The sequence below is a fragment of the Oscillibacter sp. GMB15532 genome (assembly GCF_041020825.1).
Lineage (GTDB): Bacteria > Bacillota > Clostridia > Oscillospirales > Oscillospiraceae > Oscillibacter.
The window spans coordinates 134,592-147,699 of the sequence record NZ_JBEVTO010000006.1; the positions used below are offsets into that span (position 1 = coordinate 134,592).

A 13,108-nucleotide genomic window follows, 5' to 3' on the forward strand; every position below is an offset into this window, starting at 1 on the left:
TGGCAGGAGTGTCACAGCTCCCGCATAAGGTTAAAGGTTTGAATCAGATTCAGGGAACCGTAGCCCCACTGGGTATTGGGATAGGTCATGGTTGGGCTGCGGTTGCATCCGCGGATTAAATAGGCCCGAATCTGATAGGTGCTCAGGGATATGTCATTTCGCTCCACAATGCCCCACTGCATCATCAGTGCGCAGGCTCCCGCCGTGATGGCCGAGGCCACGCTGGTCCCGCTCATGGCGCCGGGTCCCGTGGGAAAAATCCCTCCCACGTTTACCCCCGGAGCCACAATGTCCGGGGCCATCCGGTCCAGCCGGGTGGGGCCCCAGGAGGAGTCGGAATAAAGGCTGCCGGTGGTGCTGTTGTATGCGCCGCAGCTGATGGAGCCAAACATGGTGGATGGGCAGGTGACGGTATAATAGGGCGTGGCGGACAAAAGCTCCACCGTGGGGGAGACAAAGCCGGTGAGGGGCAGCCAGGCGTGGAATGTACCGTCAAGAATAATGTCTCCGTAAAGCGTGATGGTCCAGATGCCCGGTGTGGCATTATAAATGTTGACGGAGGAAAGCTGGCTTCCCGTACTCTCGTAGGGAAAGTAATATTCCACCTGAACCGCGGATTTCTCCAGAATCAGATTAGATCGGCTGAAGGCCCCGGGGCGGGAGGGAATCCGTCCCACCAGCTCCCCCGTGGGGGAGCGGACAGAGAGAGAAATTTTGTCTGCAATAGTGTTCCAAATGCCGAGGATGACGTTGCCCGCGTCCTCGCCCACTTTTAAATCGATGTTTCGGGTGGCGCCTTTTTCTGCGATGGTACCCTGCATATGGTGGCGGGCCTGACTCTCGTTTCCTGCGGCGGTGCACACGCATACGCCGCGGAGGTTTGCAATGTTGCTGAGGTATTCCTCGAAAATGGTAAAGCCGTCGTGGGCGCCGAAGGTGGTGCCAAGACCGATGCAAATGACCACCGGACGGTCCAGTTCCCGGGCCTTTTTCACAATGTATTCCACGCCGATCATGACGGAGGTGGACTCATAAGCATATTGCTGCCACGACGGCACGGCAAACCAGTTGAGGTAAAAGGGGCTTGCCTTGCGCAGCTTTACCACAATCAGCTCGGATTCCGGTGCGGCCCCGATAAAGTCCCCGGACTCGGCCCCTGCCGCCACGGAGGCCAAAAACGTGCCGTGGCCGCTCTCGTCCTGCTGAGGGACCAGTTCATAGGGGTTTGCGGTGCGCAGAGCCTCGTTGATTTGCTCGTTCGTGTACTCCGTGCCGACAAAAAACCCTTCGGGGGGCGGTCCGTCTACCGTCTGATCGTAGAGATATTGAATTTTGCTGGTGCCGTCGGGATAGCGAAAAACGCTTTGGGTATAATCGATGCCGGTGTCCACAAAGCCCATCAGCACGCCCTGCCCCCGCAAATCAAGATAAGGCTGCTGGTGAACCTGAATGATGCCCGCCGCCGACAGGTTTGCGCTGTCAAGAAGGCCCAGCACCAAAGAAATATAGCTGATAAAGCTGGAGCCGAACTGGCTGATCAGGCTGTTAAAAGTTTCGGTGTCCGTATAGCAGACCAGATACCTTCCGGCCAGAAGCTGCGTGATATGGATAGCGGGGGTGTTTTGAATAAGCTGGTCGATAAACGCGTTTTTCCGCAGAACAAATGCCACCCTGTCGGGGGAGTTGAAGAGCTCTTGGGCGGACTCCGTCTCGTTCATGAAAAAGCGCCCCCCGTCCTTGTATATTCCACCAAATCGCCCATGGCTTCGCAAACGCTTAATGCACCGTAGCCCCACTGGTTGCTGGGAAACACGGCTGAAAACTGCCGGTTGGCACTTTTGCGTAAAAATGCTTTGACCCGCTGGCCATATAAAAACGGGTCGTTTCCCCGCACAATGCCCCACTCCATCATCAGGGCCGCTGCCCCCGTCACAAAGGGGGAGGCCATGCTGGTGCCGGTATAGGAGTCGTAGCCGCCGCCGGCCCGGGTGGTGAGAATGCTGACGCTGGGCGCAACCAGGTCGGGCTTGATGCGCAGCCCGTTTTCACCCAAGGCACCCCGCCCGGAAAATACCGTGGCAATGCGCAGCGGGGCATTGTATCCCCCCACGGAAATTACATTCTGCACAGTGGAGGGCAGGGTCAGCGTAAGATTCACGTCGGCCCGGAGAAAGGCGGTGTTTCGGGTCACATCCTCCACGGTGGGCAGCCAGATGTTGAATTCTCCGTCCACAATTTCCCCCGCCCGGGCAATCAATCTCCACACCCCGGGGGACACCCCCGTTCCCAGCGTGGAAAAGAGAAAATAGACCTCCTGCTGGACAGTGTAATGGTTGGGCTGGGCGTAAATCACGGACAGCTCCGTACCGTCCAGCGTCGCACGGGTGACGCTTTGCAGAGAATGGATAATTCCCGTGGACCTTCCGCTGGGGCTGATCAGCTCATAGGTAACGGTGTCCGCAAAGTTTTTCCACAGGGTCATGTAAAGCCGGCGGGGAAGACCCGTGACGGCAAATTCTATGGTGGAAGTCTCGTTGGCTGAAAGCTTTCCGTGGTAGTGGTGGGACGCGCCGCCCTCGTTTCCAGTGGCCACGGACATGACTGTCTTCCAGCGCTCGCACATGGAGTTTATGTACCGCTCAAACAAGGAATCTCCTGTATGGGAGCCGTTGTTGGTGCCATAGCTGAGATTGATGCTCAGGGGCATGTTCAACGACAGGGCTTTGTCGGAGAGGTATTTCACCGCCCGCATAATTTCCGTGGTGCGAGTAAAGGACTCGTTTCCTGTGTGCCCCAGCTTTACAACAATCAGGCTTGCCTCCGGGGCCACGCCTGCTTCCACGCCGTTGCTGGCGGCCCCGTTTCCGGCTGCAATGCCCGCCACCGCCGTCCCATGGCCCGCAACATCCACCGAGGGAACGACGGCACGGGGATTCGGGCTTGCCAAAGCCTCGTCAATTTGAATACTGCTGTATTCCGCGCCGCTGCGAAAGCCCGCCGGGGGAGGCCCTACCGAGGCCTGGTCCCAGAGATAGAGAATGCGGGTGCTTCCGTCGGGATTCCGAAAGTCGGGATGGGTATAATCAATGCCGGAGTCGATAATGCCCACGATGACGCCCGCACCCGTCAACCCGAAGGTGTCGGTCCGCCAGACGGGGGGGACGCAGGCACTGTCCAAGCTGTTCCGCAGCATAAAAGTGAGGACCTTGGGCAGCTCAATGTACTCAATCTGCGGAAATTCGTAAAGCTCCGTCAGCCGGTCTATCGGCAGGGTGATGATTGCGTAATCTGGGCTGAGCAGTTCAATATCGGCGCCAAGCAGTACGCCGATACTTAAAAGATCTCCGTTGTATTTGACGATGACCTCCAGCAGGCCGTTTTCGGTAAATTCATTAGATTCAAACCGGGTCAGCTTTTCCAGGCGCACCGTCTGTGGGGGCATAGAATCCCTCCTTGCATGGATTTTTACCTACTTTGGAAAAAAGCCGCCCAACCCCCGCGCACTGTCCGGGGCGCGGGGGGCGCGTCAATAAAGGCAGTCTACCAGCGAGACGCGCAGCTGGGAATATTCATAATGAGCTGATTTCCATATGTAGCCGAACAGGATTCCCCCGCGTACCTCCGTGGGGTACATCCAAAAGCCGTCACCGTAGACGGTCCATATATAGACAAGATAGCCCACGTGCTGGCGAATGGAAGCGGGGCCGGTACCCCGCAGAATCCGGCAGTAGGTCGGGACCATGCTGGGTGGTCTTGTCGTCGGCATTTTTCGCATACCGCATCCTCCTCATATCCGACGCCGGGGCGTTGACGCAAAGCGCGCGTCAACCTTCGCCCGCTTGATTTATGATATTCCCAGCGTATGAAAGAGGTGCCGCGCATATGAGGGGATTTTGCTTGCGGCGTGTCCGTAAAAACATAAAAAATCCCCCAAAGCAGACAGGCTGCTTTGGGGGATTTTTTATGTTTTGAAAAACGTTAATGGGGCACAGGCGTCGATTTTGCTTCCCAGTCTGCCTGATCCTCCTGCCCGGCCTTGGTTTTGCGCAAAAACTTCACCACCAGGGCCAGCATAATCTGGGTAAAAATTGGGGCAAAGGCAACGGGGAACAGCACGTCCGGAGGAAAGCACTGGGCCGCCAGCACCGCGCCGGCGCTGATGTTCCGAACACCTGTAACGATGGTGACGGTCTGAACAGAGGGAAAATCGAGATGCATCAGCCGATGCGATACAAACCAGCCCAAAAAGTAGGAGAAGACGGACAGTCCCACCAACACGACAATGACCACCAGCAGGGTGGGCGTGACGGATTTTAAAAACGGAGCCACACCCGTGGCGTTGGAGATGATGATGAGAAACATCAGCAGCTTTGCAAAGGGGGACAGCCGCGGCCGCCAGTCCTCCGCAGGCCCGCCGCTGCGGACGCAGTGGAAGAGCAAAGCGAGAAAGGCGGGCAGTGCCACCATAAACAGGAGATTTTTCATCATTCCCGCGGCGTCCATCACCACCGTGGAACCCATCAGCAGCTTCATGCTCAGTGGAACCATAAGGGGAGAGAGCAGCGTGTCCAGCAGGAGAGTGGACAGGCAGAGGGGCAAATTTCCCCGGCCCAAGGTGACCCACATGAGAGAAACAACGCCGGAGGGCAGCACAAAGTTCAAAACCAACCCGGTGGTAAACAGCGGGTTATCTGAAAACAGCGGGGTGCAGAACCCCAGGCACAGAACGGGCATCACCACGTGGACCAGCACCAGTATCACCAACACGGGGATGGGATTTGTGACCACGTGCCCGATTTGGCGGAAGCTGCATCCCAGCGTGTTGATGAAGGTCATCACCGCAAAGAGAAAGGGCGTGATGGGGACCAACACGGTAAAGGATTCGCAGAAAAAGATGCCCAGCAGCAGGGAGGCGAGGGTAAACCAGAGAATCTTATCCGAAAGAAACCGGTCAAGCTTTTGCAGTTTTTCCATGCATCCCCCTCAGCGACAGACGAAGGCGAACCAGCCGTCTTCCTCGTGGGATTCCAGAATGGCCCAGCCGCAGCGGCGCAGCCCGTCCGCCACCTCCGTGGCCCGGTCGTCGATAATCCCGGAGCACAAGAACAGGCCCCGGGGCTTTAAAAAACGCCGGACCATGGGCGCAAGGCCCAAAATCACATCTGCCACAATGTTGGCCGTCACAATGTCATAATCGCCGCCAAGGGAGGAAACAAGGCCCTCGTCTCCCAGCACGTCGCCGGAGAGAACAGTATACCGGTCCCGGCCCACGCCGTTGAGCGCCGCGTTTTCATAGGCCACGTTGATGCAGTTTTCGTCAATGTCCACCGCCGTGGCGGAAGCCGCTCCCAGCTTCAGCGCCGCGATGGAGAGAATGCCGCTGCCGCAGCCCAAATCCAGCACGGTATCACCGGGCTTTACCGCCTGCTCCAAGGCCTCAAGGCACAGCCGAGTGGTGGCGTGGCTCCCGGTGCCGAAGGCAAGGCCCGGGTCCAGAATGAGCGGAACCCGGTCACCGGGGCTTACGGTATCCTGTTCCCACTGGGGAATCACCAGCAGGCGATTCCCGATGGCCAAGGGCTTGTAGTACTTCTGCCAGCCATAGGCCCAATCCTCTTCCTTCAGGGATTCCAGCGTCATCAAAAGCGTTCCGCAATTGGAATGGGTGTGCCTGAATTCCTCCAGAGCGATGCGAACCTCTCCCAGCCGGGCAAAGCCGGCTTCGTTTTCCTCTAAGTAAAAGGTGATGCGGGATGCGCCGGACTCTTTTTTCAAGAGATCCTCGTCTACGTAATCCCAGCTCTGCCGGTTTTCCTCCAGAAATGTGTGAAACTCCGTCTCGTCGTCAATGACCACCCCGTCGATGCCAAGGCCCGAGAGAAACGCCTCCGTTGCATCCAGACCCTCGTGGTTTGTATCTATATGGACCTCCAGCCAGTTCATCAGGCTGCGCCTCCCGTTTCATCGGCCCCGTCGGACCGTATTTTCATTCGTTGATCTCGGGGCCTGTTGGCCCCTCGCCACTCAGCGCTCTGTACCAAGAAAGAATAGCGCCACCACGCCGCAGCCCGTGTGGCTGCCGATGACGGGGCCTACGTAATTGATATGGATATTTTCGCTGGGGGTGCCAAAACGGCGGGTGATCTCGTCGGCCACCAGCTTTGCGTCGTCATAGCAGTCTCCGTGGCTGATAAAGATTGTCTGCTGGGCTGGATTTATGGAAAGACGCTCCATTTCGTCCACCAGTGTCATCAAAGAAGCCCTGCGGCCCCGGGCCTTGCTGACGGGGATGAGATGCCCCTCGTTGTCCATGTGCATCACGGGCTTGATGGACAGCATCGTGCCGAACAGGGCGGTGGTGGCGCTGATGCGGCCACCCCGTTTCAGGTGGTTCAAATCGTCCACTGTGAACCAATGGCACACATGGTATTTTGCTTCCTCTGCATAGGCCAGAATCTCGTCGATGGTTTTCCCGGCCTTCTTCAGCCCGGCGCAGAGCCAAACAAACAGTCCCTGCCCCATTGAGGCGCACAAAGAGTCCACCACGTAAATTTTGGCCTCCGGAAACTCTGGCCGCAGGTCATCCGCCGCAATAGCGGCGGACTGATGGGTGGTGGACAGGCCCGAGGAAAAGCTCAGGCACAAAATGTCCTTTCCCTGAGAGAGAATCTCCCGCATTTTTGCCTCGAAAGCGCCCACGTTGATGGCGGAGGTAGTGCCTGTCTCTCCTCCACGGAGTTTTTCAAAAAACTCCAAAAAGCCAAGTTCCCGCCCGTCCAGATAGTTGTGATATTCCTGCTCGCCGATATGAAAGCTCAGGGGAAGAACCTCCAGCTCCAGCTCTGCCGCCATATCGGCGGACAGGTCGCAGCTGCTGTCGGTCAAAATTACAAAGTCGCGCATTATTCCGCATCCTCCTCTTTCTTCTGCCGGCTCCGCTTCTCACGAACCGGCTTCTCCTCCATCTCGCCCCGGCGGTGGCGCAGCAGCGTCACATACCGGCGGCTGGCCGCCCCGGCGGCATAGCTTAAAAGAGCGAAATGAATGGCCGAGTCCGCCAGCTTTTCCGGGTCCTGGTGCTGGTCCATCTGACCGGCGGTAAGCGCCATCGAGGAATCCAGACTGCGGCAGAAGGTGCGGTAGCCTGCCTCCACGCTGCCGGAGTCTTTCAGCTCCTGATCCAGCAAAAGGCCCATGTCCTTGGAGGAAAAGACCTGCTTGAGCACACAGATCACCGTAAGATATGCCAGATGCTCCCGGCTGTATTTCTTCCCATCGGCGCGGGGCAGCAGCCCGGCCTTGGTGTAGTTGTTCACCATGGCGGCGGTCAGTCCGTCGTCCCCGTCAAAGCGCAGAACCTGCCGGTCCATATAGCTGAGTACCTGATCCATATACAGGGAAAAGTCGGGAAGCTGGTCCCAATCCACCGGGCGCTGCTCTCGCAAACGCGCCTGTAAGTGCGTCTGATCTTCCATTATGTGTCCCCCTCTCAAAATGGGCTTCATTTACAGAGAGGATACCACAATTATCTGGTTTTGTAAATCGTATTTTGCGGGAATGAATATCAGATAGTGTCGGTAAAACAGGCGCGGACCCTCCGGCCGCGCCTGCCTTGCCAAGGCTTTTAAAAAGGCTGCTTTGTCACTTGCCGACGCAGAATCGGGAGAAGATGGCGGATACGATGTCCTCTTTGGCGGTGCGGCCAGTCAGTTCCCCAATTGCGCCCATGGCCTCCTCCGTGTCGGCCAGCACCACGTCCGGGGTCAGCCCGGCGCGCAGCGCGTCCAGCCCCCGGCAAAGAGCGGCTCGAGCCCGGCCCACGGCGTCTGCCTGTCGGGGGTCGGTCAAAAGCAGCCCGGCGGCTTCCGTCCCGTCGGGGAAGAGCGTGGCAACAGCGGATTCCAGCGCGTCCAGCCCCTGCCCTGTGACGGAGCTGAGGGAAATGATTCCCTCCGGCGGAATTGGAAACTCCCCGGGAAGGTTTAAAACCTCTGCGCCGCCGCTTTGCAAATCCTGTTTGGTAAGGATCAAAAGCCAGTGGGGGCAGCGGCTTGCCAGCTCCAAAATCGCACCGTCCTCCTCCGTAAATTCCGCAGTCCCGTCCAGCACGGCGAGGACCAGATCGGCTCCTTCCACGGCAGACTTGGACCGCTCCACGCCCAGTCGTTCCACCAAGTCTTCCGTCTCCCGGATACCGGCGGTGTCGATCAGCCGCAGCAGCGCGCCGCCGCAGAGGACGGACTCCTCCACCGTGTCCCGCGTCGTTCCCGGCACGTCGGTGACAAGGCACCGGTCAAAGCCCGCCAACGCGTTCAGCAGGGAAGATTTTCCCGCGTTGGGCCGTCCGATAATGGCGGTGCGAACGCCGGATTTCAAAAGACGGCCCCGACTCCATGTGGCAAGCAGGCGGCCGAGAAGTTGCTCCGCTTCCCGCAGCGTGGCCGTCAGCTGCTCCACATTCAGGTCCTCAATGTCCTCGTCGGGATAGTCCACCACGGCGTAAAATTGGGAGGCAATGGCCGTCAGGCTTTCATAAATGGCGGACAGGCTGCGGCCCAGCACCCCATTTACCTGCATGGCGGCGTTTCGGGCGGCGGCGGGGCTTTCCGCTTCAATAAGGTCAATGACGGCCTCTGCCTGCGTCAAATCCAGCTTCCCGTTTAAAAAAGCCCGCTGGGTAAATTCTCCGGGCCGGGCCTGCCGCGCACCCGCGGCAAACAGGGCCAGCAAAAGCTCGCTCATCGCCACGGGGGAGCCGTGGCAGTGAAGCTCCGCGCTGTCCTCGCCGGTGTAGCTGGCGGGAGAGGGAAAGCGGACGGCCATGCCGCCATCCAGCACGCGGCTCGTTGCATCCAGCATTTGGCCCATATAAAACCTGCGGGGCTCCAGCGCTGAAAAATCCTTTTGGCAGTCCGGGTGAAACACCCGACTCACCACCGTGTCCGTCTCCGGACCGGAAATGCGGATTACGCCGATGGCTACGGGGGCTTTCCCTGTGGCGATGGCGGCAATGGTATCCATGGCGGCTCCTTTCCGTGCAGCGCACAAAAGCGACGGGGCGGAGCGACTGCTCCGCCCCGTATTTCAAAAGTGAAAGAGAATTACTGAATGGGCTCGCCCTTGGCCTTCTTCTCCTCAATTTCCTTCATGGCATCTCTGTGGGAGAGGTTCCAGCGGCCCTTCTCGTCAATTTCCATGAACTTGACCCACATCATGTCACCCACCTTGCAGGCGTCTTCCACCTTCTCGATGCGGCGGTCCGCCAGCTTGGAGATGTGGCACAGGCCGTCCTTGCCGGGGGCAATCTCGATGAATGCGCCGAAGGTCATCAGACGCACCACGCGGCCGTAATACAGCTTGCCGACCTCGGGAACAAACACGATGTCGTTGATGCACTTTCTGGCGGCCTCGCCGGAGGTGGCATCCGCGGCGGCAATGAAAATGGAGCCGTCGTCGTTGATGTCAATTTTCGCGCCGGTGTCGGCGACGATTTTCTGAATCACGGAGCCGCCCTTGCCAATGACCTCGCGGATGCGGTCCGGATCGATGTGCATGGTGATCATCTTAGGGGCGTAGCGGGAAACCTCGGACCGGGGAGCGGCGATGCAGGGCAGCATGACCTGGTCCAGAATTTCGATGCGCGCGTCGCCGGTGATTTCCAGTGCGTTTTTGATGATTTCCATGGTCAGGCCGTCGTTCTTCAAATCCATCTGGATGGCGGTGATGCCCTTCTTGGTGCCTGCCACCTTAAAGTCCATCTCGCCGTGGAAATCCTCCACGCCCTGAATGTCGATAAAGGTGGTGAAGCCGCCGTTGTCGTCCTGAATCAGGCCGCAGGAGATGCCCGCCACAGGGGCCTTGATGGGCACGCCCGCGTCCATCAGCGCCAGAGTAGAGCCGCAGATGGAGCCCTGAGAGGTGGAGCCGTTGGAAGAAACCACTTCACTCACCACGCGGATGGCATAGGGGAATTCCTCCACGGAGGGGAGCACGGGCACCAGCGCCCGCTCGGCAAGCGCGCCGTGGCCGATTTCCCGGCGGCCGGGACTGCGGGCGGGCTTGGACTCACCCACGGAGTAGCCCGGGAAGTTATAGTGATGCATATAGCGCTTCTCCGTCTCTTCCCAGATGGTGTCCAGCTTCTGGTTGGCGGAGAGGGTGTCCAGCGTGCAGGCGGAAAGGACCTGCGTCTGGCCGCGGGTGAAGAGGCCGGAGCCGTGGACCCGGGGAAGAATGCCCACTTCTGCGTCCAGCGCGCGGATTTCGTTGCTCTTGCGGCCGTCAACCCGGTGGCCTTCCAGCAGCCAGGCCTTGACGATCTTCTTCTGGAACTTATAAGTGATCTCGTCCAGATATTGGTCCATGTTGGGGTATTCCTCCAGGAACAGGCCGTGCCACTTCTCAATGAGCTGGTTCCAGCGGCTCTCCCGGATATTTTTATCGTCGGTGTCCATGGCGGCCTTGGCGTCGTCCATGGTGGCAGCCACAATTTTGTCAAACAGCTCCTGATTGAAGTCGGCGTGAGGATACTCAAACTTGGCCTTGCCGATTTCGCTGACCATCTGGTTAATCAGGGCAATCTGCTTCTGATTCTCCTCGTGGGCCATGCGGATGGCCTCGTACATGGTGTCATTGCTGACCTCGTTGGCACCGGCCTCAATCATGACCACCTTTTTGCCGGTGGAAACCACGGTCACGTCCAGATCGGAAACCTTGTGATCCTCGGCGTTGGGGTTGAACACCAGCTTTCCGTCCACAAGACCGACTTTCAGCGCGGACACAGGGCCGTTCCACGGAATGTCGGAGATGGCGAGGGCGGCGGAGGTGCCGATGAGGGCGGCAATTTCGGGAGAGCAGTCCCGGTCCACGCTCATGACCGTGCACATCACGGACACGTCGTTGCGGAAATCGTGGGGGAACAGGGGGCGGATAGGCCGGTCAATGACCCGGGAGGTCAAAACGCCCTTTTCGCCGGGGCGGCCTTCGCGCCGGTTGAAGGAGCCGGGAATGCGGCCCACGGAGTACAGTTTCTCCTCAAAGTCCACGCTCAGGGGGAAGAAATCGATTCCGTCCCGGGGACGGGCGGCGGCGGTGACGCAGCACAGCACGCGGGTGTCGCCATAGCCCACCATGACGGCGGCGTTGGCCAGCTCCGCCAGCTTGCCCACCTCCATTGTGAGGGGACGGCCCGCCAGATCCATCTCATACTTACGGTAGCCGGGGTATTGACGCTTGGTAATAATGGTTGACATGTTGCTTTCTCCTTTTGGAACATTAAATTTTTTGCGTCATGCCGGCCATTTAGCACTTGAAAACACAACCTCGCAGGGTTTTTCCGGGGGTGCATTTTCAACTGCTAAAGGCGCTTTCGGCGGCGCAAAATCTATGAAAAGGGGGCGGTGCAGACAAACTACACCGCCCACGCTTCATCTTACTTACGAATGCCGAGCTTTGCAATCAGGGCGCGGTAGCGCTCGATGTCCTTCTTCATGAGGTAGTCCAGCAGGCTGCGGCGCTTGCCGACCATCATAATGAGGCCACGGTTGGAGTGCTTGTCCTGGGGGTTCGCCTTCATGTGCTGAGTGAGGGTGTTAATCCGCTCGGTCAGAATGGCGACCTGAACCTCGGGAGAGCCGGTGTCCGTGGCATGGGTGCGGTTTGCGTCGATAATCGCTGTCTTTTCTTCTTTGCGCATCATAATTGTTTCCACCTTTTTTGAAAATTACCCGCAGGACTGCGCATCGGGCCGGTGAAAGCCACGAAACGAAGCGCTGGGGCGCCGCAGGTTTGCGTGCTTTTTTACTATATCATAAGGATTCCCGGTTGTAAAGATTCTTTTCATATTTCTGTCAATCATTTTTCCCCAAAAATGCCGAAATTCAAACATTTTGACTGCCGTTTCCGTTTCTGTTGATTCCCGTCCCGCTAAAAAATTGATGCAGCAAGAAAAAAAGCCCCGAAAAGCCGTGATTTCGACTTTCCGGGGCGCTAGGGAGCTTTTTTAAAAAATGTAACAGGAGAAAGGACGCTCGGCTCCGGCCGTGAGCTTACAGATGGCTCCGGCAGTCCACCATGACCTTCACCACATCACCCGTGGGGGAGCCGCACAGCTCCATGCCCTGCTGCACCTGATCCAAAGGAAGGACCTTGGTAATCAGCTCATCAAAATTAATGGGGGCGGCCTCCATCATTTCAATGGCGGCGTCGAAGTCCTTGTGGTTGTAGTTGCGGGTGATAATCAGGTTGACCTCTTTCATGAACAGCCGCTGAAGCTGGAGCTGCATGGGCTTGGGATAGGCCGCGACCAGCACCACACGGGAATGGGGGTGAATCAGCTCCACCATGGTGTCCAGTCCCGCCTGCGTGCCGGAAACCTCAAACACCGCGTCGGCGCCCACACCGTCCGTGGCTTCAAAAACGTACTGGCGCAGGTCCGTCTCCTTGGGGTTTACCACCGTGAACCCAAGCTGCCGGGCTTTTTCAATGCGGATGGGATTTACTTCCGAAATTACTACCTGAAGCCCCAGATACCGGGCCACCAGCGCTGTCATCAGTCCGATGGGGCCGCTGCCAATGACCACGGCATAATCCCCGCCCTTGGACTGGGAGCGCTCCAGTGCGTGGAAGCACACGGCCAGCGGCTCCACCAGCGCGCCGTGGAGCAGACTGATGCCCTCGGGCAGGCGGTGGAGCGTGCGCTCGTGGACCGTCCAGCGATTGCACATGGCGCCCCAAGAATCCAGTCCCATGAAGTTGAGGTTGGCACAGCAGTTGTTGTCCCCCTCCTTGCACACAACGCAGTCTTCGCAGTAGTCCAGAGGGCAGACCGCCACCCGGTCGCCCACTTTCCACCCGGTGACGTCCTCGCCCACCGCGGCCACAATACCGGCGCACTCGTGGCCGATGGCACGGGGAAGAGATTTGAACCGATAGTCATAGTCGCCGTGGTAAACATGCAGGTCCGATCCGCAGATGCCGCAGTAGGCCACGTCCACCTGTACCTCATGGGCCTTGGGGGGAGCGGGCTCGTAATCATGCAGGGCAAAGGAATGGTTGCCCTCGTACAAATTCGCTTTCATAAACAGGTACCCCTTTTTTTAGAATAGTC

At 58.3% G+C, this 13,108-nt stretch carries 11 protein-coding genes; all 11 read right to left on the bottom strand.

Annotation, left to right across the window (positions count from 1 at the left end):
• Positions 1–11 precede the first annotated feature (11 nt).
• The 11 genes from ABVS15_RS08865 to ABVS15_RS08915 all read right to left on the bottom strand — a co-directional run bounded on the left by ABVS15_RS08865 (position 12) and on the right by ABVS15_RS08915 (position 13,079).
• On the bottom strand, positions 12–1,718 hold the full coding sequence (locus tag ABVS15_RS08865) for a S8 family peptidase (protein ID WP_369283372.1): 1,707 nt from the start codon (positions 1,716–1,718) through the stop codon (positions 12–14).
• Positions 1,715–3,442: a S8 family peptidase gene (locus ABVS15_RS08870; RefSeq protein ID WP_369283373.1), complete on the bottom strand. Its 1,728-nt coding sequence runs from the start codon at positions 3,440–3,442 to the stop codon at positions 1,715–1,717. The genes ABVS15_RS08865 and ABVS15_RS08870 overlap by 4 nt, the downstream gene beginning before the upstream one ends.
• 84 nt (positions 3,443–3,526) lie before the next feature.
• Complete coding sequence (locus ABVS15_RS08875; protein WP_369283374.1) at positions 3,527–3,775, bottom strand: hypothetical protein; 249 nt, start codon at positions 3,773–3,775, stop codon at positions 3,527–3,529.
• A 203-nt stretch (positions 3,776–3,978) separates the two neighbouring features.
• Positions 3,979–4,974 carry a bile acid:sodium symporter family protein gene (locus ABVS15_RS08880; RefSeq protein ID WP_369283375.1) on the bottom strand — a complete coding sequence of 332 codons (996 nt, stop codon included), beginning with the start codon at positions 4,972–4,974 and terminating at the stop codon, positions 3,979–3,981.
• Between the two features lie 9 nt (positions 4,975–4,983).
• Entirely contained in the window at positions 4,984–5,943 is a 960-nt protein-coding gene (gene prmA / locus ABVS15_RS08885) for a 50S ribosomal protein L11 methyltransferase (protein WP_369283376.1), read from the bottom strand.
• 81 nt (positions 5,944–6,024) lie between these two features.
• A complete protein-coding gene (locus ABVS15_RS08890) occupies positions 6,025–6,903 on the bottom strand; it encodes a DegV family protein (RefSeq protein ID WP_369283377.1) in 879 nt (292 codons plus the stop codon).
• Entirely contained in the window at positions 6,903–7,475 is a 573-nt protein-coding gene (locus ABVS15_RS08895; protein WP_369283378.1) for a DUF1836 domain-containing protein, read from the bottom strand. The genes ABVS15_RS08890 and ABVS15_RS08895 overlap by 1 nt, the downstream gene beginning before the upstream one ends.
• A 166-nt stretch (positions 7,476–7,641) precedes the next feature.
• The gene (gene mnmE, locus ABVS15_RS08900) at positions 7,642–9,021 is read right to left on the bottom strand and encodes a tRNA uridine-5-carboxymethylaminomethyl(34) synthesis GTPase MnmE (protein ID WP_369283379.1); all 1,380 of its coding nucleotides are present in this window, start codon (positions 9,019–9,021) and stop codon (positions 7,642–7,644) included.
• 80 nt (positions 9,022–9,101) lie between these two features.
• Positions 9,102–11,252 (bottom strand): polyribonucleotide nucleotidyltransferase, encoded by a 2,151-nt coding sequence (locus ABVS15_RS08905; protein ID WP_369283380.1) that lies wholly within the window; start codon positions 11,250–11,252, stop codon positions 9,102–9,104.
• Between the two features lie 179 nt (positions 11,253–11,431).
• Positions 11,432–11,698 carry a 30S ribosomal protein S15 gene (gene rpsO, locus ABVS15_RS08910; protein ID WP_369283381.1) on the bottom strand — a complete coding sequence of 89 codons (267 nt, stop codon included), beginning with the start codon at positions 11,696–11,698 and terminating at the stop codon, positions 11,432–11,434.
• A gap of 349 nt (positions 11,699–12,047) precedes the next feature.
• Positions 12,048–13,079: a zinc-binding dehydrogenase gene (locus tag ABVS15_RS08915; protein WP_369283382.1), complete on the bottom strand. Its 1,032-nt coding sequence runs from the start codon at positions 13,077–13,079 to the stop codon at positions 12,048–12,050.
• Positions 13,080–13,108: the final 29 nt, after the last annotated feature.

Excerpts from the sequence above, each read along its gene's own strand:
- ABVS15_RS08865 (WP_369283372.1), bottom strand. The coding sequence starts at position 1,718 with ATGAACGAGACGGAGTCCGCCCAAGAGCTCTTCAACTCCCCCGACAGG.
- ABVS15_RS08870 (WP_369283373.1), bottom strand. The coding sequence starts at position 3,442 with ATGCCCCCACAGACGGTGCGCCTGGAAAAGCTGACCCGGTTTGAATCT.
- ABVS15_RS08875 (WP_369283374.1), bottom strand. The coding sequence starts at position 3,775 with ATGCGAAAAATGCCGACGACAAGACCACCCAGCATGGTCCCGACCTAC.
- ABVS15_RS08880 (WP_369283375.1), bottom strand. The coding sequence starts at position 4,974 with ATGGAAAAACTGCAAAAGCTTGACCGGTTTCTTTCGGATAAGATTCTC.
- prmA (WP_369283376.1), bottom strand. The coding sequence starts at position 5,943 with ATGAACTGGCTGGAGGTCCATATAGATACAAACCACGAGGGTCTGGAT.
- ABVS15_RS08890 (WP_369283377.1), bottom strand. The coding sequence starts at position 6,903 with ATGCGCGACTTTGTAATTTTGACCGACAGCAGCTGCGACCTGTCCGCC.
- ABVS15_RS08895 (WP_369283378.1), bottom strand. The coding sequence starts at position 7,475 with ATGGAAGATCAGACGCACTTACAGGCGCGTTTGCGAGAGCAGCGCCCG.
- mnmE (WP_369283379.1), bottom strand. The coding sequence starts at position 9,021 with ATGGATACCATTGCCGCCATCGCCACAGGGAAAGCCCCCGTAGCCATC.
- ABVS15_RS08905 (WP_369283380.1), bottom strand. The coding sequence starts at position 11,252 with ATGTCAACCATTATTACCAAGCGTCAATACCCCGGCTACCGTAAGTAT.
- rpsO (WP_369283381.1), bottom strand. The coding sequence starts at position 11,698 with ATGATGCGCAAAGAAGAAAAGACAGCGATTATCGACGCAAACCGCACC.
- ABVS15_RS08915 (WP_369283382.1), bottom strand. The coding sequence starts at position 13,079 with ATGAAAGCGAATTTGTACGAGGGCAACCATTCCTTTGCCCTGCATGAT.